20 protein-coding genes and 1 riboswitch are annotated in these 23,061 nt (G+C 42.8%); of the genes, 9 read left to right on the forward strand and 11 right to left on the reverse strand.

Features of this window, described 5'->3' with window-relative positions; translation table 11 throughout:
- Window positions 1-50: 50 nt before the first annotated feature.
- The 6 genes from V6259_RS04955 to hldE all read right to left on the reverse strand — a co-directional run bounded on the left by V6259_RS04955 (window position 51) and on the right by hldE (window position 7,980).
- On the reverse strand, window positions 51-764 hold the full coding sequence (locus V6259_RS04955; protein WP_341583550.1) for a thiamine ABC transporter ATP-binding protein: 714 nt from the start codon (window positions 762-764) through the stop codon (window positions 51-53).
- Window positions 751-2,355 carry a thiamine/thiamine pyrophosphate ABC transporter permease gene (thiP, locus tag V6259_RS04960; RefSeq protein ID WP_341583551.1) on the reverse strand — a complete coding sequence of 535 codons (1,605 nt, stop codon included), beginning with the start codon at window positions 2,353-2,355 and terminating at the stop codon, window positions 751-753. The genes V6259_RS04955 and thiP overlap by 14 nt, the downstream gene beginning before the upstream one ends.
- On the reverse strand, window positions 2,355-3,356 hold the full coding sequence (thiB, locus tag V6259_RS04965; RefSeq protein ID WP_341583552.1) for a thiamine ABC transporter substrate binding subunit: 1,002 nt from the start codon (window positions 3,354-3,356) through the stop codon (window positions 2,355-2,357). Before thiB ends, thiP begins: the two co-directional genes overlap by 1 nt.
- A gap of 44 nt (window positions 3,357-3,400) precedes the next feature.
- A riboswitch (TPP riboswitch) is annotated at window positions 3,401-3,515 on the reverse strand.
- Between the two features lie 23 nt (window positions 3,516-3,538).
- Window positions 3,539-4,765 carry a 3-deoxy-D-manno-octulosonic acid transferase gene (locus V6259_RS04970; RefSeq protein ID WP_341583553.1) on the reverse strand — a complete coding sequence of 409 codons (1,227 nt, stop codon included), beginning with the start codon at window positions 4,763-4,765 and terminating at the stop codon, window positions 3,539-3,541.
- 2 nt (window positions 4,766-4,767) lie between these two features.
- Entirely contained in the window at window positions 4,768-6,552 is a 1,785-nt protein-coding gene (gene msbA / locus V6259_RS04975) for a lipid A export permease/ATP-binding protein MsbA (protein ID WP_341583555.1), read from the reverse strand.
- Window positions 6,553-7,980 carry a bifunctional D-glycero-beta-D-manno-heptose-7-phosphate kinase/D-glycero-beta-D-manno-heptose 1-phosphate adenylyltransferase HldE gene (gene hldE / locus V6259_RS04980; RefSeq protein ID WP_341583556.1) on the reverse strand — a complete coding sequence of 476 codons (1,428 nt, stop codon included), beginning with the start codon at window positions 7,978-7,980 and terminating at the stop codon, window positions 6,553-6,555.
- A gap of 97 nt (window positions 7,981-8,077) precedes the next feature.
- On the opposite strand from hldE, the gene V6259_RS04985 reads away from it, so the two are divergent.
- The 7 genes from V6259_RS04985 to V6259_RS05015 all read left to right on the forward strand — a co-directional run bounded on the left by V6259_RS04985 (window position 8,078) and on the right by V6259_RS05015 (window position 14,655).
- The gene (locus V6259_RS04985; protein ID WP_341583557.1) at window positions 8,078-9,220 is read left to right on the forward strand and encodes an AGE family epimerase/isomerase; all 1,143 of its coding nucleotides are present in this window, start codon (window positions 8,078-8,080) and stop codon (window positions 9,218-9,220) included.
- A gap of 13 nt (window positions 9,221-9,233) precedes the next feature.
- Window positions 9,234-10,181, forward strand: coding sequence for an ADP-glyceromanno-heptose 6-epimerase (gene rfaD / locus V6259_RS04990; protein ID WP_341583558.1), 948 nt, complete (start codon window positions 9,234-9,236; stop codon window positions 10,179-10,181).
- Window positions 10,174-11,175, forward strand: a complete 1,002-nt coding sequence (gene waaF / locus V6259_RS04995) for a lipopolysaccharide heptosyltransferase II (protein ID WP_341583559.1) — start codon at window positions 10,174-10,176, stop codon at window positions 11,173-11,175. The genes rfaD and waaF overlap by 8 nt, the downstream gene beginning before the upstream one ends.
- Entirely contained in the window at window positions 11,172-12,113 is a 942-nt protein-coding gene (locus tag V6259_RS05000; protein WP_341583561.1) for a glycosyltransferase family 9 protein, read from the forward strand. The genes waaF and V6259_RS05000 overlap by 4 nt, the downstream gene beginning before the upstream one ends.
- A gap of 10 nt (window positions 12,114-12,123) precedes the next feature.
- The gene (locus V6259_RS05005; RefSeq protein WP_341583562.1) at window positions 12,124-12,909 is read left to right on the forward strand and encodes a glycosyltransferase family 2 protein; all 786 of its coding nucleotides are present in this window, start codon (window positions 12,124-12,126) and stop codon (window positions 12,907-12,909) included.
- Between the two features lie 17 nt (window positions 12,910-12,926).
- A complete protein-coding gene (locus V6259_RS05010) occupies window positions 12,927-13,967 on the forward strand; it encodes a glycosyltransferase family 4 protein (RefSeq protein ID WP_341583563.1) in 1,041 nt (346 codons plus the stop codon).
- A 370-nt stretch (window positions 13,968-14,337) separates the two neighbouring features.
- Complete coding sequence (locus V6259_RS05015) at window positions 14,338-14,655, forward strand: hypothetical protein (RefSeq protein ID WP_341583564.1); 318 nt, start codon at window positions 14,338-14,340, stop codon at window positions 14,653-14,655.
- A 99-nt stretch (window positions 14,656-14,754) separates the two neighbouring features.
- On the opposite strand, the gene V6259_RS05020 is transcribed toward V6259_RS05015, so the two are convergent.
- Window positions 14,755-15,594 (reverse strand): sulfurtransferase, encoded by an 840-nt coding sequence (locus V6259_RS05020; RefSeq protein ID WP_341583565.1) that lies wholly within the window; start codon window positions 15,592-15,594, stop codon window positions 14,755-14,757.
- A gap of 120 nt (window positions 15,595-15,714) precedes the next feature.
- On the opposite strand from V6259_RS05020, the gene V6259_RS05025 reads away from it, so the two are divergent.
- Window positions 15,715-16,476, forward strand: a complete 762-nt coding sequence (locus V6259_RS05025; RefSeq protein WP_341583566.1) for a TlyA family RNA methyltransferase — start codon at window positions 15,715-15,717, stop codon at window positions 16,474-16,476.
- Window positions 16,477-16,486: 10 nt separating this feature from the next.
- On the opposite strand, the gene V6259_RS05030 is transcribed toward V6259_RS05025, so the two are convergent.
- Window positions 16,487-17,866 (reverse strand): MATE family efflux transporter, encoded by a 1,380-nt coding sequence (locus V6259_RS05030; RefSeq protein WP_341583567.1) that lies wholly within the window; start codon window positions 17,864-17,866, stop codon window positions 16,487-16,489.
- A gap of 113 nt (window positions 17,867-17,979) precedes the next feature.
- Window positions 17,980-20,406 (reverse strand): endopeptidase La, encoded by a 2,427-nt coding sequence (lon, locus tag V6259_RS05035; protein WP_341583568.1) that lies wholly within the window; start codon window positions 20,404-20,406, stop codon window positions 17,980-17,982.
- Between the two features lie 290 nt (window positions 20,407-20,696).
- Between lon and upp the strand changes: the two genes are divergently transcribed.
- Complete coding sequence (upp, locus tag V6259_RS05040; RefSeq protein ID WP_133012034.1) at window positions 20,697-21,353, forward strand: uracil phosphoribosyltransferase; 657 nt, start codon at window positions 20,697-20,699, stop codon at window positions 21,351-21,353.
- A 113-nt stretch (window positions 21,354-21,466) separates the two neighbouring features.
- Here the strand turns inward: upp and V6259_RS05045 are convergent, their stop codons facing one another.
- Together V6259_RS05045 and V6259_RS05050 are read right to left on the reverse strand one after the other, a co-directional pair.
- A complete protein-coding gene (locus V6259_RS05045) occupies window positions 21,467-22,087 on the reverse strand; it encodes a LysE family translocator (protein ID WP_341583569.1) in 621 nt (206 codons plus the stop codon).
- The gene (locus tag V6259_RS05050) at window positions 22,084-22,734 is read right to left on the reverse strand and encodes a TetR/AcrR family transcriptional regulator (protein WP_341583570.1); all 651 of its coding nucleotides are present in this window, start codon (window positions 22,732-22,734) and stop codon (window positions 22,084-22,086) included. The genes V6259_RS05045 and V6259_RS05050 overlap by 4 nt, the downstream gene beginning before the upstream one ends.
- Between the last annotated feature and the right edge of the window lie 327 nt (window positions 22,735-23,061).

Genomic DNA, 23,061 nt, shown 5'->3' on the forward strand with positions numbered 1-23,061 from the left:
ATCCCCTCCCTTTAACTTATCAAGCAAAAATCAGTGTGCTTTGTAAACCACTAATGCTCTTTTGTCGAGGGGTTAAACAACCCAAGATAATTCGAAAAAGCATCTGGAAGAGATTTAGAAGCAAGAACATCGGCCGATTCGTGAGCAACAACACGGCCGCCTGCAATCAACATAACACGCCCTCCCACCAGCAAGGCTTCACTTGGCATATGAGACACCAACACGGTAGTCAGCTGAAACTGCTCGGTAACATTATGCACCAGCGCTAACATCTCTTCTCGTAACATTGGATCGAGCGCACTAAATGGCTCATCCAATAATAAAATCGGTTTATTGCGCACTAATACTCTTGCTATTGCCACCCGCTGAGCCTGCCCACCGGACAAGGCTTGTGGTATTTGATCTCGCTTGCTCATTAGCTGAGTTTGCTCTAGTGCCCAACTTACCTTCTCTTGCTGCTGATCCGTTAACTTCAATGAAGGCTCAAGGCCTATAGCAACATTCTGCCAAACGGTTAACTGAGGAAAAAGGTTATCACTTTGAAACAAAGTAGTAACAGGCCTTTCATAAGGCGCAAGACTGGAAAAATCTTCACCCAAATAAGAAAGCGTTCCACGTCCGTTTAAGTAACCTCCAACCAGTTGAAGTAAAGTACTTTTACCTTCTCCACTAGCGCCCAATAGCGTCGTCATTCCTGGCTCGATTGATACCTGATAATCGGCTCGGAAGTTTTCCCAATTGTACTGGAGATTAATCTCTAACACCTGATTTTCCTCCGATGAGTCGCGTTGATAGATAAAATAAAATAAGACATAAAGAGATTAGTATTACGGCAATACACGCCCCTTCTTCTAAGCGGTACGATCCAACCAATTGGAAAAGATATAACGGTAAGGACACTAATCCCTGACTACCAAACAACGCAATAACGCCCATGTCTCCTAATGAGAGTAACAGCGCATAACCAACAGCCTGAGCAACACTTTTACGGATCAGAGGCCACTCAATTTTAAAACGACACCAGCCATAAACACCTAAACTCAAATACACATTACGAAAACGTTTTTCCTGCTGATACACTACCGGCATCAATACTCTCAGCACGAAGGGCAACGCCATTACCGCATTGACCCAGACAACGACCCAATAACTGGATTGCAAACTAAAGCCAAACTCGCGAAGCCATAGAAATAACCCTGTCGCCAACACCAATCCCGGCACCATAAGAATCATATTTCCTAGATGCTCTAATTTACTTGGTAGGAACGACCACCAACCTTGGTCCATCGCCTTACGAGCAAGGCCACCAAAACAGCCAGCAAGCAACAAACTTAACAGTGCTGTAGGTATCGCAATTTTTAAAGAAACCCAGACAGCATGCCACGTCGCCCTTGATAGCAGTGTAGGTAAAAACTTATCTGAAAATATAGGGTCAAAAATAGCCAAAAATGGTGGCAAGACTAATAACAAAGCAATAATCATGATGAACATATCAAAGCCGCGCGCCACCCTACTGTCTCGTACGGAATAAGATTGCACTTTCAACAAGCTGGCATCTTGTTGATTTTTAGGCACCACTTTATAAATAACCATTGCAACTACCGTACAAATGGCCACTTGAAGTAGTGATAAAAAGCTGGCTTTATCTAAATCAAAATCAAAGCGTAACGCCTGATAAATCGCTACTTCCAAGGTGCTCGATTTAGGTCCACCTCCCAAACTCAACACAACAGAAAAGCTTGAAAAACACAGCATAAACACCAGAACAAAAGCACCTGGTAGAACTTTTTTGATATAAGGCCATTCAATAAGCGAAAACGATGCTCCTCTTGAAAATCCTAATTGAGAAGCGAGCCGCCATTGCCCAGAAGGCACAAGATTGTACCCCTGTAGCAACAGCCGCACTGCCAACGGCATGTTAAAAAACACATGCGCCAACAAAATACCTAGTAACCCATAAAGAGGAACATTGATCCCTAACCCTGTCGCTAACCAACCAGATCGACCATAGACCACAACAATACCTAAAATGGCAACAATCGTTGGCACCACCATAGACACAGCAAATAACTGTAGCAGTAAATTTTTACCTTTAAATTTTCGATGACTTAAACAAGAAGCAACCGGAATCGCAATAAGCAAACTAAGTACACTACTTAATAACGCTTGCCATAATGAAAATCGAATAATTCGCCACAAATACGCATTTTGTAAATATCCCGACCACTGTGAGATATCCATATAATGCAATAGAGCCGCCAAACTGGCGGCTCCAATAAATACAAAGAGTAAAACACCGATTAATGCAGGTAACAGCCGCATAAAAAGACGAACAGATGAACGACATTGCCCCATTAGCGTGTCGTTGCTTCAAGCCATTCATTTATCCAAGCTTGACGATGCTTAGCAACCTCATCAGCTGACAGTGTTAGCACCTTCACTGGTTTAGGCAAAGTACTGAAAACCGCTGGCAATGGCTTGGCCTGCTTAACAACAGGGAACATCCAGTTCCCCGTCGCAATAGTAGACTGAAAACCTGGCGTTAGAATAAACTGCATAAATTTCTTAGCCAAAGCAGGATGTGGCGCATTTTTTAACATCGCTGCCACTTCTACTTGTGGATAAAATCCTTCACTCGCGGAGGCCGCTTTATATTGTGTTTTGCCTTCTTCAATCACATGGTAAGCAGGTGAAGTTGTATAACTTAATACCACATCCGACTCGCCTTTTAAGAAAAGACCATACGCGTCAGACCAGCTTTTTGTCACGGTTACCGTGTGCTTTGCTAGCGTGGCCCATGCGTCAGCCGCTTTATCGCCATAAACTGCTTTCATCCAAAGCAACAAACCTAACCCAGGCGTACTGGTTCTCGGATCTTGATAAATGACTCGTAGATTTTGATTTTCAACAATAGATTTCAGGCTGGTCGGCGGTGTTTTTAGCTTGTTTGCATTATAGATAAAAGCAAAATAACCTTGGTCAAATGGCACAAAAATAGGACTCGTCCAAGTATTAGGGGTAACAACATGGCTCGTATTAACACCAGAATCCGCTAACAATCCCGTCTTTTCTGCTTTTTTCATTAGGTTAAGATCGAGGCCTAGCACAACGTCTGCCGCTGAATTTTTACCTTCAAGCTGTATTCGTGATAAAAGACCAACAGAAGAATCGACGGTGACAAACTTTAATTCACAGCCACACTCTTTTTCAAAGTTGGCTTTGATTTTTGGACCTGGCCCCCAATCAGAAGCAAAAGAATCATAGGTATAAACATTCAAGGTTTCGGCAAAAGAAGCGCTCGAGAAAGACAATAACGCCCCCGTGATGGCGCCAGCGCTTAGTAAAAATTTATTCATTGTGTCGCTCCTAAAAGTGAGCGGCGTACAGGGGAAATGGCAAGAAGGGCTTGCTATCTCGATTCCTACGCCAGCATGATCTGGATCAGGTTCAATGGGTTAGCGTATCCGCTTCTCAGTGATGGCTAAAATTCAACCAAAACACCCCATGAGATAATTGTGTTGCTATTGTAATCAGTCGTCTAGCGGAAGTCTATTTCAGATAAAACTCGCGTCACTGCACCTTGATTTTGCTGAGCAAACCGCAAGGCTGCTTGCCCAAGACGATGGCACTGACTGTGCTTTCCTGCTAATGAGATCACCACTTCTTGTAGCTGTTCTGCGTTTTGACAGCGAATAGCACCACGATGCTGGATAAGCTGCTCGGTAATATCTGCAAAGTTAAAGGTAAAAGGCCCAACCAGTGTAGCTCGAGCCAACAAAGCAGGTTCAATAGGATTATGACCACCCCGCTTAATAAGACTACCACCGACAAAAGCCAAATCAGCCGCTTGATAGTACTGCATCAGCTCACCCATAGAGTCTCCGATAACAACATTCAACCCGGCCCAGTTTGCAGGTTCGATCTCGCTGCGCAACGCGACATGATCAAAATATTCGCAAGCCAGTTCATACACGCTCTGAAAGCGCTCAGGATGTCGAGGAACCAAAATCAGTAAGGCATCAGGGTATTTTTCCACTAACGCTTGATGGATTTTTAGCAAAGGTTCATCTTCGCCGTTATGCGTACTACCCGCAGTCCAGACAAACGAACTCGACATTTGCCGATGCCAGTTTTGCTCTGCAACCGAGGCCGGCACACTTAGGTCAAACTTAATACTGCCGGTAACCAACACATTGTTCGCCCCCAATGCACTGAAGCGGTCGGCATCTGCCTGAGCATGTGCCAAGAAACTCGTTGGCAATGCCATTAATCGCTTCGATAAACGGGGAAAACGCTGGTACTGCTTAAAAGAGCGCTCACTCAAGCGGGCATTGACAATATTAATACGCAAGCCTTTACGCCTCGCTTGTAGCAGAAGATTAGGCCAAAGCTCTGTTTCTACAATCAATAAGTGATCGCAGTCAATCTGCTTTAATGCGCGTTTAACCGCACACCGCCAATCCATAGGCAAATACCGGTGAGACGCAAACGGAAATGTCTTTTCAACTTGCTCAGCACCTGTCGGTGTCATCGTTGTAATAAGCATTGATCGCTCAGGGTATTTCTCTGCCCATTGAGCTACCAAAGGACGCACTGCTAGCACCTCTCCCACTGACGAACAATGAATCCAAATATCTGCTTTAACTGGCTGCCAAAAACCAAAAGCTTCCCGAGCTCGATACGCAGGATAGGTTTTTCTAAACCGCCGGATTTTAACCAGTATAAGCGGGGTTAATACCAACAACAAAAGACGATAAAGCCACATCGTTATTCAGCAACATCGCTAAATTGTTGATTATGGAGCTTGGCATAAGCGCCATTAAGAGCCAATAATTCACGATGAGAGCCTTGCTCAACTATTTCTCCATGATCCACAACCGCAATGATATCAGCGTTTTCAATAGTAGAAAGTCGATGAGCAATCGCAATGGTAGTTCGATTTTCCATCAGTTTGTCCAACGCTTGCTGAATAGCCCGTTCGGACTCAGTATCTAGCGCAGACGTTGCTTCATCTAAGATAAGAATAGGAGAGTTTTTTAGGATGGCCCTAGCAATCGCAAGTCGCTGACGTTGTCCACCAGAAAGCAACACTCCATTCTCGCCAACCAATGTGTCTAAACCTAGCTCTAGTTCTTGAATAAAGCCCCAAGCATTGGCCGCTTTTGCCGCCTCTACAACCTCTTCTCTGGACACATCTCTCAAGCCACCATAAGCAATATTGTCCTGAATCGTTCCATTAAAAAGAACCACCTGTTGATTCACTAGAGCAATATTTTTACGGAGGTCATGCAAGGTGTAGTCATTAATATTTTCATTATCTATAAACAGACAGCCATCATCCACATCGTAGAAGCGCGGAATCAAATTAGCTAAGGTCGATTTACCACTACCGGAACGCCCTACCAATGCCAACTTCTTGCCAGCCGGCAAAGTCAAGGTTACGTCGTTTAGTGCATTTTTTTCCATTTTTGGGTAACGGAAGGTTAACCCTTTCCAGCTAATATCACCCTTCAAGCGATCTGCTGTTTTGCTACCAGTGTCTTTTTCGCTGTCTAAATCCAAAAATGCAAAAATACTTTGCGCTGCGGCAATCCCTTTTTGCAAGATACTATTTACAGACGTTAACTGTCTCATAGGTTTGCTCAACATACCTGCAGCACCGATGAAGGCAACAAAATCACCGGCAGACATACTTGCTGAAATAGCAGGATCTAATGCTAACCAAATTAACAATGCCAAAGACAAGGCAATAATAAACTGAATAATAGGCACATTCAGTGCCTTGGTTAATTCCATTTTTAATTGTGAGTGACGATTTTCTTGAGCCGTCTTATGAAAACGTTGAGTTTCATATTCATTGCCGCCAAAGATCTTAATGACTTCGTGCCCTTTAATCGCCTCAGAGGCAACATCTGTCACGCTGCCCATGGCATTTTGTATTTTCAAACTTAGCTTACGAAAGCGCTTTGAAGCGTAGCGAACAACAAGCCCAATAAAGGGAATGACAAAAAGAAATAATAGAGAAAGACGCCAGTTAATAAAGAGCATATACCCTAGTAGACCAATAACACTTAACCCTTCTCGTAAAATAACCTGAATCGCCTGAGTAACTGAATCCACAACTTGCTCTGTGTCATACGTTAACTTGGCCAGTAAACGGCCACTTGGCATACTATTAAAGTAACTTGATGGCAAAGTTACCATTTTATTAAACATGCTAGTGCGAAGATCAAAAACGACATTATTAGCCACTTTTGCCATGCAATAACTGCCGAAAAAAGTACCGACACCGCGAACGAAAAAGACACCTAAAATAGCCATCGGGATCAAAGATCGCCCTTCAACGACTTTATTATTAGAAACAACGTCCACAATATGTTTAAGCAAAGCGGCCAAAGCTGGCTGCATAGAAGAATATAAAAGATAACCAAACACACTTAGCAAGAAATACCCTAGTGATGGTTTCACATAGCCTAATAACCTGAAATACAGTGACATTCCAGTTATGGTTTCTTGTTGTTTTTTTACATTCAATGTCGCTTCGTCTTGCATTTACAAATTTGCCTTTTCAATAATGGAAGTTGTTGAATAACCATCAACAAAGGTCAATACTTTTACTTCACCACCATGGGACAGCACGTGTTCGGCGCCAACAATACTTTCAATGGTGTAATCCCCGCCTTTTACCAAAACGTTCGGACTGAGTGCTTCGATTATTTCTTTTGGTGTATCTTCATCAAACCAGGTCACCCAATCGATCGCCCCAATTCCTTCCAACACCGCCATACGATGCTCTAAATTATTAATCGGTCGCTTCTCACCCTTTAGGCGCTTAACTGACGCATCGGTATTAACCGCAACGATTAATCGATCGCCCAAGGCTTTGGCCTGCTTCATATACGCGACATGACCAGGATGAAGAATATCAAAACAACCATTGGTGAAAACTACTTTTTCGCCGCTCACCTGAGCTAATTTGATTTGTTCAAGTACATCGACAGGTGATAACACCCCAAAATTAGTCGTACGGTTGCGCTGGTACATGATGGCGTCAAGCTGTTCGGCATTGATAGAAGCTGTTCCTAACTTACCTACCACATAACCTGCGGCCTGGTTTGCGTATTCTACCGCATCAATAAAGCGCTTACTGGTCACATAGACAGCGGTTAACACGGCGACAACCGTATCACCAGCACCAGTCACATCGAACACTTCTTTAGCAGCGGTCGCTAGAGAGAATGGCGGTTTGTTATTGCTCAACAATATTAAGCCATCTTCGCCACGAGTGACGAGTAACGCCTCCCAGCCAAATTGTTCACGAAGTGTTTTTGCTTTTTCTTCCAACTCTTTTACTGAGCTGCATTTGCCCACAATATTTTCAAACTCAAGTAAATTAGGCTTAACTAAAGTCGCCCCTTTATAGATAGAAAAGTCGTCGCCTTTCGGATCAATAAAACTTGGGACATTAACAGTATTCGACAGCTGAATCAGCGTTTGCACATCGGCTAAGCAACCTTTCGCGTAATCCGAGTAGATTACGGCATCCATATTAGGCAGGCAGTCTTTTACCATGGTAGCTACAGCATCATTTTGAGATAGACTGTCTTCTCGCTCTTCAAAGTCCAAACGAATCAACTGCTGATGACGACTCATCACGCGCAATTTTGTAATCGTAGGCAATGTCTCAGAATAAACAAACTGGCAGCGGACACCTTCTGCTTCTAAGCAGCGGGTCAATACTTCTGCGTTTTCGTCTTTTCCGACAACACCAACCAAGGTAACAGCCACGCCAAGTTTAGCGAGTCCAAGAGCGACGTTAGCCGCACCACCAGGTCGATCTTCAATAGTAGAGACCTTTACTACTTGCACTGGGGCTTCGGGCGAAATACGAGATGTGCCACCATGCCAGTAGCGATCTAACATCACATCACCCACAACGAGGATGTGTTTATCCTTAAAATTCAAATATGAAGAGTTCATAGTCACATAATAATCGATTTTTGAGAGCGCTCATCTTATCATACTCACTCAATAAGTTGGACACACCGACATCACAAGTAATAAGGCTAATTTACTCATGCTGAATTCCCCCCTAACCTCCTGTAAAAGCTTCCTTTTTGATCAGCTGCTCGCCAACTGGGCAAAGCATGGTATTGACCAAGATTTGGGCTTTAGCTATGAGAGCATGAATCACGATTGGAATAGAAACCAAGTAGGTCGTGTGCGCTTACTAACACAATGCCGTCAACTTTATACCTTTAGTCATGCGGTTAGTATGAGTAACAATGAAGAATGGCGTGCCAAGTTATCGCCTTTATTCAATTTTATTGTTGAGCATTATTTCCAAGACGAACGTTGGATATTCTCACTCAATGACGACCTGTCCGTAAAAGACACGCAATCCGATGCTTATGCATTAGCCTTCGTATTGCTTTCTTTTAGTCATTATTACACCATCACAAAAGACCAACGCGCCCTAGACCTGATGAAGAAAACCCATCACTTTTTGATGACGCACATGCAAGCCGCTTCAGGTGGCTTTTACGAGGCCTTCCCTGTTGATCCGGCACAATTGCGTCGCCAAAACCCTCATATGCACTTGCTTGAAGGCTATATCGCCGCTTATGAAGCAACTCAAGACGACACTTACAAAGAACAAATCAGCGCTCTGCTCACACTAGCCCTTGCGCATTTTTACGATAAAAAAACAAAGACTTTACGAGAATTTTTCACCCTTGATTGGCAGACTCACCCAGAAACAGGCCATCAAGTCGAACCTGGGCATCATTTCGAATGGGTATGGTTACTGTTTCAAGCCAATAAAATCCTCCCGAATTCAGACTACACTGAATTAGCACAACACCTTTGGCGCACGGCATCGCGCTATGGCTTGGCCAATAACGGCGGCATCTATAACCAAATAGATGGCAACGACTACCACCCCATAGACAAAGAAAAGCGCATCTGGCCGATCACAGAATACCTAAAAGCCATTACCGTCATGCCAATTGGCAAGGAAGAAAAAGAGCTACGACTCACCGAAGCCTTAAATTTCCTTCAAGATCATTATTTTATAGAAAACGGTCGTTGGAATGAGTACCTTGACGCTGACAATCAGCCTAAAGATTTCCCACTGCCCGGCACCAGCAGCTATCACATTTTTCTCGGCCTCGCCGAAGTGATAAGATTACAACAATCTCATTCCGATTTTACCCTCTGAGGAAGAATAATTTATGTATATCGTAACTGGCGGTGCTGGTTTTATTGGCAGCAATATCATTAAAGCCCTAAATAACAAGGGTATCCGCAACATTCTATTGGTCGATGACCTGACTGACGGCAAGAAGTGTCTGAACCTATCCGATCTAGATATCGCAGATTACATGGATATGTACGACTTTTTAGACGCCATTAAAAATGACACGCTAAACATTAAACCAACAGCGGTTTTCCACGAAGGTGCCTGCTCTGCCACCACTGAGTGGAATGGCAAATATGTTATGGACGTCAATTACCAATACTCGAAAGCAGTGTTGGATTTTTGCCTAAAATATGGAGCAGCGTTTTCCTATGCATCTTCGGCATCAGTTTACGGATCTGGCCCTGTTTTTGAAGAGTCTCGTGAAAACGAAAAACCGTTGAACATGTACGCTTACTCTAAGTTTCAGTTCGACCAATACATTCGTGCTGTTTTACCAACGGCAAAAAGCCAAATTGTCGGCTTTCGTTACTTTAATGTTTACGGTCCTCGTGAACAGCATAAAGGCAGCATGGCAAGCGTAGCGTTTCATTTGCGCAATCAAGTACTGGAAGGCGAAAACCCTAAATTGTTTGGTGCTTACGACGGTTATGAAGCAGGTGGCCAAAGTCGCGACTTCATTTACGTAGAAGACCTAGTGAATACTAAACTCTGGTTTATGGAGAATGGCGATAAATCTGGCATTTTCAATCTGGGTACAGGCAACGCAGAACCGTTCCGAACCATTGCAGAAACAGTCATTGAGCACTATGGTAAAGGTGAAATCGAATACATTCCTTTCCCAGAACACCTTAAAGGCGCATATCAAAGTTTTACTCAAGCCGACATTACTAAACTGCGTGACGCTGGCTACAAAGGGAACTTCCGCGGTCTTGCACAAGGCGTACAAAACTACCTGACATGGCTTGATTCTAATGGCTAAATACTTAATTGTCGGCCCTTCTTGGGTCGGCGACATGGTAATGGCTCAAAGCCTCTTTATTACGCTAAAAGAGCGTGATAAAGAGGCGATTATTGATGTCATTGGCCCAAATTGGTCATCGCCTATTTTAGCGAGAATGCCGCAAGTACGTAATGCGATCACGCTACCAACAGGCCATGGCGAATGGGGCATTAGCACCCGCAGACAGCTGGGCAAATCATTACGGAGTGAACATTATGATCACGCTATCGTTATGCCTCGTTCTTGGAAGTCAGCGCTAGTTCCCTTTTTTGCCAAAGCCAAACACCGAGTTGGGTTTACCGGTGAACAGCGCTACTTTTTATTGAATGAAAGACGCAAGCTTGATAAAAGCATATTGAATCAAACGGTTAAGCGCTTTACTTCTCTTGGCCTACCTGCGTCAGACGCTTACCCACCTGAAAACCTGCCTCATCCTGCATTACGAGTTGATCTTGATAATCAAAAAGCCTTGTTTAATACTTATCAACTAGCGGATCGTCCCGCCATTGCTTTAATGGCTGGCGCAGAATTTGGCCCATCCAAACAGTGGCCTATTGCCTACTTTCATGAACTTGCTAAGCAAGCGATTAAAGCAGGCTATCAGATATGGGTTCTAGGCGGCCCTAAAGACGCAGAAGATGGGGACAATATTACCAAAGGGCTTGGCGAGTTTGCCTTTAACCTATGTGGAAAAACCAAGTTAGTAGACGCAATCGACCTACTTTCTGCAGCAGAGAAAGCCGTCAGTAATGATTCAGGCTTAATGCATGTCGCGGCTTCGGTGGGCACAGAAGTGCACGGTATTTATGGTTCAACAAGCGAGTTATTTACACCGCCGTTAACGGAGAATAAAACCATTCACAACCTGCATTTAGAGTGTTCTCCTTGCTTCAAACGCACTTGCCCTCTTGGTCATACAAACTGTCAGAATCAACTCACTCCTGACATAATCGCAAGGTCTGTACTGCCATGACGAATATTGTATTGCTCAGAAACCGGCCTCACTTCGGCGCTCAAATCACCACACTACCAGCGTTAAGACTATTTAGCCGACGCCATTGTGGTGATGACTCCCTTATTCTTTTCTCAAGACATAAGGTCAGCTGGGTATTCCAACAATTCCCCTGGATAGAAAGAACGATACATTCTACAAATTACCTAGATGAACTCAAAGCACTCTCTAATGGCAGTAACCTCTTAAACTTAAGGCCAAGTAACCGCTTTCCAGTTTTGCTTTATAAGACCATTAAAAATGGTCAGATCTTTGATTTGGTTAATAGTGAGGCTGCAGGCTTGCCTGCTCATCAATACAGCATTCTGAATGAAGAAGAGTACCGAGCACTCAACTATCTTAAAATATTCACTCAGGATGAAACTGCGTTATCAGAAGCGCTCGCTTTGCCTTTTTGTGAGCTCGCTGAATCATCTAGTCTTACAATTAACAAGCAAGTCGTTAATGTATTGGCCATGCCAGGTAGCGGTGGTGGAGAACACAAAAAGTGGGGGCTATTAAATTACCTTAAAACAAGCAAGACAATTGCTGAGAAATCGGGGAAAAAGTGTCATCTTCACGTTCTGCTTGGTCCTGATGAAGCAGAAGAAATCCAACTGATGAATCACTTATTGGCAACCTCTGAAGACCTGTTTTTGCACACCGCACTGCCCATTAAAGATATTTGTAAACTGGTGTCGCTTTGCGACTTAACCATAGCTAACGATTGCGGGCCGTCTCATATCGCACAATGTATGCAAAGACCGTACATTGGGCTATTTAAAGAAGCTAATCCTGAATGGTTTCTAACACACCCTAAATCTATTAAAGTGACACCACAGAAAAACCAAGACATCAAAACAATCAATATTGAGCAGGTTACAGAACACGCTATTCATTTATTAACGCTTTCAGACTAAAGAGCCAAGCATGACTATTTCAGGCAACATCATCACCCTTAACGAAGAAAACAACATAGCTGCGTGTATCGAATCCATGCAAAGCGTTTGTGACGATATTGTGGTGGTAGATTCAGGAAGCACAGACAAAACTGTCGAAATTGCCCAGCGTTTAGGCGCGACGGTTGTCCATCAAGCCTACTTAGGAGATGGTATTCAAAAAAATGTGGCTCTGTCTCATACCAAACACAATTGGGTGCTCAGCCTAGATGCTGACGAACGCCTAACGCCTGAAATGTCCCGAGCCATCACTCAATTGGATTTGTCCTCGTCCTCAGTGGAAGGTTTCTCATTCCGCCGCCAGAACATGATCGGCAGCCGCTGGATTAAGCAATGTGGGTGGTACCCAGATCGCTGTATACGACTTTATAACACCGAAAAAACGCGCTTTGCCGATGTAAAACAGCATGCCAGTGTACAAGCTAAATCAGTCCAAGAGATCAATGCTGACATCGTCCATTTTTCGTTTAAAAACATTGGCGAGTTATTCGCTAAACCGGGGCGTAATTTCAGCGGCCGGGCAGCCAAAATAATGTATGCGAAAGGCAAAAAAGCCAACGCATTCTCTCCCTTTTTACACGGCCTTAATGCTTTTATTCGCAAGTATATTTTTCAACGAGGCTTCTTAGGAGGCGTTGATGGCATGACGCTCGCACTAAGCTCAGCCATTAATAGCTATTTGAAGTATGCAAAATTACTTGAATATCAACGTGATCCAAGCGTGACCAAGCAAGACGATTTCAACAACATCTGGTAATCAACTAGGCCTATATTTTGACTAATACTCTTACTGTTATGCACGTCAACCTTGCCAAAGGGTTCCGTGGTGGCGAAAGGCAAACTGAGCTGTTAATCACCGCTCTAGCTAAACATTTTGACGTAGCACAAGTCGTTGCTTGTCGAGACGACTCCCCCTTGCGAGATCGCTTAAAAGACATCCAGAAAGTAACTTTTCTCACGGCTAACCACCAGCTTGATGGGCACTTTTCAGCACCAAAAGTTGATATCGTACATGCTCATGAAGCAAAGGCGGTTCACTGGGCCTATATCCATAAGCTATTGCGTAAAACACCGTATCTTCTAACCCGCCGTGTAGATACTCCAATCAAGGGAAAATGGTCCAATAAACTGTCTTATAAAAATGCGCTTACCCGCGTAGGAATATCGACATTAATCGCCAACCACATCCGAGATAAAGGTTGGGGAAATGTAGAGCAGATACCCAGCACTCTAGCCCACCTAGAAAGCCATAAAGAAGAAGGTGAGAAATTTAGAGCTCTCTTTCCCGGTAAAGTCATTATTGGTCACGTTGGCGCATTAGTCGACCGACATAAAGGGCAAAAGGTTTTAATCGAAGCGGCTGTTAAGCTGGAGAAAACTCACCCAGAATTTCAGTTCGTTTTCTTTGGCGACGGTGTAGATAAAGACGAACTAAAAGCCTATTCAAAAAACAGTAAAAACGTCACTTGGATGGGGTTTAAGCCCAATATTGGGGATTACCTACCTTTTTTTGACCTTTTTGCGTTCCCATCAAGAAACGAAGGGTTGGGCTCCACCCTATTAGATGTTATGGACGCGGGTATACCTATCATTGCATCGGATGTAGGTGGCATTCCAGACATCGTTATTCATCAAGAAACAGGTTTATTGGTGCCTGCCAATGACAGCGAAGCGCTTAAAGGTGCAATCTTAACTCTATACAGCAACAAAGCATTGCAAGAGACTCTGGTCGCTGGTGCGACCGCTCGCCTTGAAAACTACACGCCGAAAAAAATGGCCGAGCGTTATTTAAAAATATACCAATCTGCCAAATAAAAATCATACATACTGGGCTAATCTCTATACCCAATTAGCCCAGTATATGATTTATGCATCGACACTACTTTTTACCGATTCCTACGCCCTCAACCCTCTAAACGTCAGACCAGCGACTAATAACATAAGAAGGTCTATATAACTAGGCTCCCCATTCAATACAGCATTTTCCAATTAAATTTTTTGCCAACGAAAATCAATCAAGCGTTGGAGGCATTAGAAAGCACCTTAGAAATAACTTAAGCATTAACTTGATCATTATCAATATCTCATACAACCCGCTTTTTTAGCCTGCACTTTTGATCAAAAATACATAGTCAAACGCTTCATTTAAAACTACTCTAAAATAAAACAACACGAGGAGTTCTCTATGAAGTTCGAACTGGTTGATCGTCAAGGCTATATTCCTGATCTTAACTATGGTGAAGCAGGCCAAGAATTAGCGTGCTTTGTTCCTGCTGACTATCCTTTTAAACAAGTATCCTATGATAACGGCGAAGGCGAAGTATCCATCGATAACCATATTTGGCATTTTTTCTTTACTCAAGAAGGCATCGGTGTTCGATTACTAGATGGTATTGTTTCGCTGAAGGAAGCCGAGAAATTTATACTTGCGGTTAAATCTCACATATGGGGAGACTCTAATCAGCAAGTTCAAATTTTCCTTGCTGGTATGACCCCTACGTAGACCCATTTCAGAACGGGACATACACACTAAAAAAAGCCGTCACTTCAAACGAATGAAAAGAGACGGCTTTCTTTATTTTCCACTCTTTTTAATAGCTATTTAGACCTGTACATTTGCCGCTCGTAACATGCGCTTAGACCACTGACTCCAAGAGCCGACATAAATACGCTTAGCTTCAATACCAGCATAATTCAATGCTAATACATTGTGGCAAGAGGTAATCCCTGAACCACAATAATGTACATATTCTTCATTATCCGATAACAAAGTACCCCACCCCGCTTTTAGCTCATCTTCTGTTTTAAAAAGCCCTTTAGCATTTAAATTTTCAGAGAAAGGACGATTAATTGCCCCTGGAATATGGCCTGCAACAAGATCAATCGTTTCATTTTCACCATTAAAACGATCAGAAGAACGCGCATCAATAAGTTGGAAAAGATTTAATTCAAAATTTTCCACGATCTTATTCTCTGTCACTTCCCAGGGGAAAGAGACTTCAAACCGATGATCTGAGGGCAATAAATCCGCACTCTCTGTTGATATTGGCAACCCTTGTTCTCTCCACGCAGTAATGCCTCCGTCCAAGACAAGTACATTAATACCTTGCTGAGAAAGCATCCACCAAGCACGAGCAGCAATGGCACCACTCATGTCATCATAGACCACGACTTGGGATTTCTGATTTATCCCCCAATGCTGAAGTTGATCCGCAAACACCGCCGCTTCTGGTAAGGGGTGGCGGCCTGAGCACTCCGTTTCTACACCAGCCAACTCATGATGAACATCAACAAAAATAGCCTTAGGGATGTGTTCTTTCTCGTACTCTTTTCTCCCTTTTTCATGATCCGTTAAATAAAACCGACAATCTAAAAGGATGACATTATCTTGCTTAATTATTTCATTCAAAGCCTGTGCGCTAATCAAGGTCTGTAACAACATATCTATTCCTTACTTAATGTTTTGCAACGAAAATGTATCGCGTTAATCTCATAAATCTACTTTGATTGATCACTTTTTGCTAATATTCCATATTAACTTTACTACTTCAATGAGCACCGAATGATTCGTATTGACCTATTACTTACTGAGCAAGGCTTGGCTAAATCTCGATCTCAAGCACAAACTTTTATCAGTGAGGGCCGCGTATCCTTCAAGCAAGAGGAAAAATGGGTCGCCGTCACCAAACCTAGCCTCAAGCTTGAACCTGAATGCGAATTGAAGATTGTTGCAGTTCATGCTGATCGCTACGTCTCTCGAGGCGCGTTAAAGTTAGAAGGCGCCCTCAAATACACAAAAATCGACATTTCTGGATTTAAAGTCTTGGATGTAGGCCAGTCCACCGGCGGCTTTAGCGATTGCGCTATTCAACACGGTGCAGAGCATGTTGTCGGCGTGGAAGTAGGACATGATCAACTAGACAAGCGCTTGCGCGAGGATTCTAGGGTAACGTGCTTGGAAGGTATTAATGCCAGACACCTCACCGCAGATGATCTTACCCATCATTTTCCTAGTGGCGGCTTTGACCTTGTTGTAATGGATGTTTCTTTTATTTCTCAAACAAAAATACTGCCACAGTTACCAGCTTTACTAAAACCATGCGGTGATTTAATCACACTTGTTAAACCGCAATTTGAGGTAGGTAAGGAATTCATTGGAAAAGGGGGCTTGGTAAAAAACAAACAACGAGTCAAGCAGCTTGAAGAAGACATCCAGCAATTTATAAAAAACATCGGCATGGTTGTCAAATGTTACATTGAAAGCCCAATAAAAGGTGGTGATGGCAATCAAGAATTTCTTCTTTGGGCCACAAAAAAAGAGTGATAAACGATGATTACAATATGTCGTCGTAGCCTACAGATTGCCTAGTAGAAAAAACTCTCGCTTCTTTTTCTTCAAGGCTCTTAAGGTATTTACAGGCCATATAAAAACCCAAGCAACCAAAAACTACCGAACCAACCGCTTGCCCAAACAAGACACCTTCAGCCCCCATAAATGAACCAAAAATAAAGATTAGAGGCCAGGTACCTAGCGTTGCTCGGCCAAAATTGAGCAAGGTACTATTGAATGGTTTACCCAGGTTATTAAACACGGCAATAGCAATAAACAATAAGCTTTGAAAGAAGAAACTAAAAGAGACATACGTTGCAAAAAAACGAATAAGGTCTGCGGTTCTTTGCGTTGCATTAAACACAGAAACCAGCCAATCTTGCATAAAGTACAAAGAAAAACACAAGACAAGACAGTAGCCAAAAGCATAGGTCACCGCACTATAAATAGCCCTATGCATACGATCAAAATGTCGGGCGCCATAATTCTGAGCTAAAATCGGACCTACCGCACCAGACAAGGCAAATAAGCCGCCAAATACCACAGGTATGATACGGCCAATGATAGCAATAGCAGCAACAGCATCATCCCCAAAGGTCGCGGTATGACTCATCACTATGGTGTTAGCTAATGGCGAGGACAAGCTTGTCAACATAGCTGGCAAGGCTATTTTAGAAATTGGTTTGATATCAGCAAAAAACTCCATGATATCAAACTTACCCAGCATCTTATGGACATGCACGACTCCATAATAAGACACTATCACCATAGAAAAACGGGCAATTAAAGACGCTAACGCCGCACCTTGAACCCCCATCCCCAAAGCAAAAATAAAAATAGGGTCTAGTATCGCATTGACTATCCCACCAATTAAAGTGGCATACATGGCACGCCGTGCATCGCCCAACGCGCGCATAATGCCAGATCCTATCATACCAATCATCACCGCAGGCATGCCTAAGACCAGAATATGTAAATAGCCACTGGCTAGCTCAAGTGTCCGCCCACTCGCACCAATAAAGGATAAAACTTCAGAAATATGAGGCCACAAAAACAATACGATTGCGGTAGAAAAGACAATACCGAAAGCCAACACATTCACAGCTCGTCGCTTCGCAAGCGCCACATTCCCCTCACCTATTGCCCTAGCAACCAGAGCGGTAGCAGCAATAGAGACAGCAATGCTCAAAGAGATCGTAAAGAACATAATAGTGCCAGCAAAACCCACCGCCGCCACCGCTTCTTTTTCACCCAACATAGAAAGAAAAAGCATGTCGACTAGATCAACCAAAAACATACACATCAAACCAAGAGCACTGGTAAATGACATCATCACCACATGCTTTAACGTTGAACCTTGTGTTAGTTTTGCCTGATGCGGCATTTATTTCCCCTGATATCGACTCATATGAAAAAGCCGGATGAGGTTTCACTCGTCCGGCTTAATTATTTTCTCACGTATCTTTACCAGTGAGAATGCATTCTTTGTGGATATGATCAGTGAATATCGTTACTGCATCGATTAAAGACAATTTTTTCCACATCTGTAAAACGTTCTGCGAAATGAATGGTCATTCCTTCCTTGACCGAATCGGGTAATTCCTCGAAATCTCGACGATTAGGCTCTGGTAAAATCACTTCACTTATTTTACTGCGCTTTGCCGCAATAAGTTTTTCTCGAATACCACCAACCGCTAACACTTGGCCCGTTAATGTAAGCTCACCTGTCATCGCTAACCCTCGGCGTATAGGCTCATTTCTTGCCAATGACATCAAAGCCGTTGCCATGGTAACTCCAGCACTTGGACCATCTTTGGGAGTAGCGCCTTCCGGCACATGCAAATGAATCAAACTCTTATCAAAAAACTCAGGAGCCTTTTGATAACTCTTGGCATGGGAGAAGACATAGGAATAAGCGATTTCGGCTGATTCTTTCATCACATCACCCAGCTTACCAGTGAGTTTTAAGCCACGTGTTAGTTCATGTACTTTATTAGCTTCAATCGGTAAGGTCGCTCCACCCATAGACGTCCAAGCCAAACCAGTAACCACGCCAACACCTTGTAAGGTTTTTTCTGGGCGGAAATACGGCATGCCAAGCAATGTTTCTACGTCTTTCACACCAACACTGATGCTGTCCTTTTCACCTGTCATCAAGCTTACTACTGACTTCCGCAAAATCTTTTGTAACAGTTTATCCAAGCCTCGAACCCCAGCTTCACGTGCATAATGTTCGATAATATGACGTAACGCGGCATCAGTGATATTTAACTGTTTTTTCAGCAGCTTATTTTTCTTGAGCAATTTAGGCCATAAATGCTGTTTGGCAATCGCCAGTTTTTCGTCACCAATATAACCAGACAAGCGAATCACATCCATACGGTCTAATAATGGTGCGGGAATAGTATCCAACTGGTTTGCCGTACAGATAAACAAGGTCTTAGACAAATCCACTCGCATGTCTAAATAATGATCTAAAAATTCACTGTTTTGTTCTGGGTCCAATGCTTCTAATAGAGAAGACGCGGGATCGCCTTGGAAAGAAGAGCCAATTTTATCTACTTCATCCAGCATAATGACCGGATTTTCCACCTCTACGTCTTTTAGCGCTTGAACAAATTTACCAGGCAATGCCCCAACATAAGTACGACGATGGCCTTTTATTTCTGCTTCGTCACGCATGCCACCCAAACTAAAACGATAAAACTTACGATTTAAGGATTCTGCGATGGATTTACCAATCGAGGTTTTACCAACCCCTGGCGGCCCCACCAGTAACAAAATCGAACCTCCCATTTCGCCACGATGAGCACCAAGCGCTAGAAACTCAACAATGTGATCTTTGATATCACCTAAACCTGCATGATGAGATTCCAATACATCACGCGCGATCTTAATATCAAGATTATCCTTCGAATGAACTCCCCATGGAATCGAAGTAGCCCAATCTAAGTAATTACGTGTCACTCCATATTCTGGCGAGCCAGTTTCAAGAATACTTAACTTATGAAGCTCTTCTTGAATTTTCTCGTTCACCGAATCAGGAACCGTTTTCCCTTCGAGACGAGCTTCAAAAGATTCTACATCAGATGTCCGATCGTCTTTGGATATACCCAGCTCTTTTTGAATGACTTTGAGCTGTTCTTTTAAGAAGAACTCACGCTGATGATGACTAATTTTCTCATTTACTTCCGCACTAATTTCATTCTGCAGACGAGCAATTTCAAGCTCTTTCTTAAGCAATGTCAGTGACAAATGCATTCTAGCGGGAACAGATATTGTTTCTAGAACTTCATATAATTCTTTAGCATCACCCGACGTAATTGAAGCCGCAAAGTCAGCCAACAAACCGGGCTCATTAAACGAAAAGCGACCAAGATACTGGCGAAGGTCTTCGCTGAATAGCGGGTTTAAACGAATCAGCTCTTTGATCGAATCTAAAATAGCAATCGAATATGCTTTTGATTCGTCATTGTTTACTTTTGAATCGTTGATATAACGAACCCTTGCAAGGTATGGCGCGGTTTCGCTCAACCATTCAACAACCTCAAATCGTTTAACACCTTGTGCTAAGAAGGTAATTTTATCATTTTGTTTTTCTGCTTTATGCACTCTTGCAACGCAACCGATTGTACGAAACGCTTCCACTGGAGGCGCGCCCTTTACTTTATCGGCATAAACTAAACCCACAGCCATTTGTGGGTTTTCTGCAATAAGATCTAATGTGTTTTCCCATGGATCAGCATCCACCATCACTGGCTGCACTTGTGCAGGAAAAAAAGGACGACTAGAAATAGGTAAAATATAAAGAGTATCGGGAAGGACATCGTCCGGAAGTGCTAATGCCCTAGGATCGCTGATAGCGACATCATCAGCTTCAATATCTTCTAATTGCTCATCTGTGTACTGCTCATCATTACTCATAATTTATGTCTCAATGAATCCATTTTTCATTATCAATATTGAGATTCGAAAAATTGCATCAGAATCTAATTAAGTTATGTATTTATGTAATGCCAATCCGTATGAAAACAATCCCTAAAAAAAACTTTCCCATTCTTTGTTAATTCCAACATCCATTAACTAAAAAGACAGGATTGATTATTAACCGATAAAACCATTGTGGTATCATTCCTGAAATTACTTCCGCAAGCCGCTACCTAAACAAGGTAATAAAGCGCCGCGCCCACTTTGAATTGAAAGGAACCCACACTATGACTCGCGACCAACTTCTTGATACTTACTCTGATATTTTCGTGATCAACCACCCTTTTGTTAAACATAAACTAACGAGTCTACGAGATAAAAACACCAGCACTCGTGAATTTCGCATGCTAGTGGAAGAGCTAGGAACCTTAATAGGTTATGAAGCAACTCACGATTTGGAAACGGTTGATACCGAGATAGAGACGCCTCTAGAAACAACAATGAGCCCTGTTTTGAAGGGGAAAAAACTATGCATCGTCACCATCATGCGAGCTGGTAATGGTTTAGCAGAAGGCGTACTTAAATTATCTCCTTCCGCTCGCGTTGGTCATGTTGGTATGTATCGCGATCCAGAAACTAAACAGCCTGTTGAATACTACTCAAAAATGCCACATTCAGTGGATGAAAGAACCATCATTGTTGTCGACCCTATGTTAGCCACTGGCAACTCAGCCATTGCTGCAATTGATAAAGTGAAATCAATGGGTGCAAAAGACATTCGTTTCATCTGCTTGTTCGCAGCACCTGAAGGCATCGAAGCGTTTAAAAAAGTGCACCCAGATGTATCAATGTACATAGGTTCTATTGATCGTGAACTAGATGAACATGCTTACATTCGCCCAGGTGTTGGTGATGCAGGTGACCGTATTTACGGAACTCGCTAAGTAAAAAAGGCCATCTTCCACACGGGGAGATGGCCTCTCACGATAAATTCAATAACTAGGGTTAAGCCTTTTATAACCTACGTCTTAGGCCTTTAAGCCTATCTATTTTAAACTTATCCCTTCAAGCCCAAATAACATCCAGCCAGTGCCATAATACTACCAGCAGAACGATTTAATCCTTTCATGGCTTTTTCTGATTTCATGTAGCGACGCGCCTGTGAAGCACACACAGAAATAATCGTCAAACCAAGCAATAAAGCTGAAAATGCAATCACTGCGGCCAATATGATGTCCACTCCATGCAGTGCAGTTACATCCAGAAAACTGGGTAAAAATGCGATATAAAAGACGATAACCTTAGGATTTGATGCTGAGATCATAAAACCCTGAAGAAAACTAGCAAAGCCATTCTTAGCATTCTTCGATGAGGATACTCCATCGGATTCAGAGACAGAGGCTGTCCACATTTTCCAACCAAGATAAATCAGATAGGCCGCTCCAAAGTAGCGTATCACTAAAAATACAGTTTCCCATTGTGCCGCAATTGCAGCCAACCCGTAGCAAGCCATAATGAGATAAACAATGTCGCTTAATGCCATACCGACGCACAGCATAATTGAGTTTTTCGCACCACGGACCATGCTACGACCAATGATTGCGAATACCCCTGACCCTGGTGTAATACTAAAAACAAAGATAGCAATAAAAAAAGTAATTGCACTTTGGAAGGTCATATCGAAACCTCTTTCACACCACAGCCGGCTAATACCATTCGTGTAATAAACTGCTTAGCGTCTTCATAATCGTTTTCTTCCAACATTTCTTTGTTGAGCAGCACTTTCACCTGTGCATCAAAGTCAGCATAGGTTTGCGTCATTGCCCACATACTAATAAAAAGATGCTCTGTAGAAATAGGCGCCATTAGGCCTTGGTCTATCCAGGTCTGAATCGTATTTTTTTCGCGACTTAATTCCGTTACAAAATGCTCACGAAGATAACTTAATACAAACTCATCCTCGCCGATAAGCGCCATGGAAAACACTTTAGATGCACTAACATTGAAACGAGATTGATCAATTTTCTCAGAAATATAACGCGTTAAGTTTTTTTGTGGCCCATCTTCTAATTTGAATTGACTAACCGATGCTAGCCACATCGACAAAATACGCTCCAATACTGCTTCTAATAAATCTTTCTTAGAACGGTAGTAATAATGGATATTCGCCTTAGGTAAATTGGCTTCATTCGCAATCATTTGTGTCGTTGTTTTTGCTAAGCCTTGACGAGCAAAAACACGCTCTGCCGTTTCAAGAATAAGTGCTTGATTTTGCGCACGAATGTGCGTTTTTAACTGATCTTTTGCTCTCTTTACTTCAGACAAAATAATGCCTCATTGACTGACGGATAGACGGATATTAACTAAAGGAGGAAACATTGCTTTCTGTGTCCGGCAATATTAATAGTAAAGATAACATTCTTTAATAGGAGTAAGAAGCAACAGAAAGGAAAGATAAAAATTTGCATAAAAAAAAAGGGAGCCGAAGCTCCCCATTTCCCCTCACAGCAGAGACGTTAAACGACTATAGGCATTCATCGTTACGCTAACTGCTGCACCACGTTGGCTCAGTTATTGTTAAAATCGGTCTCTTTGACTTTCCCTAACAATGTTCTTTATCAAAGCAATCACGCACTATACGTAATTCACTTG

Origin of the sequence: Marinomonas sp. TI.3.20, assembly GCF_038155025.1 — a bacterium.
Classification (GTDB): domain Bacteria; phylum Pseudomonadota; class Gammaproteobacteria; order Pseudomonadales; family Marinomonadaceae; genus Marinomonas; species Marinomonas flavescens.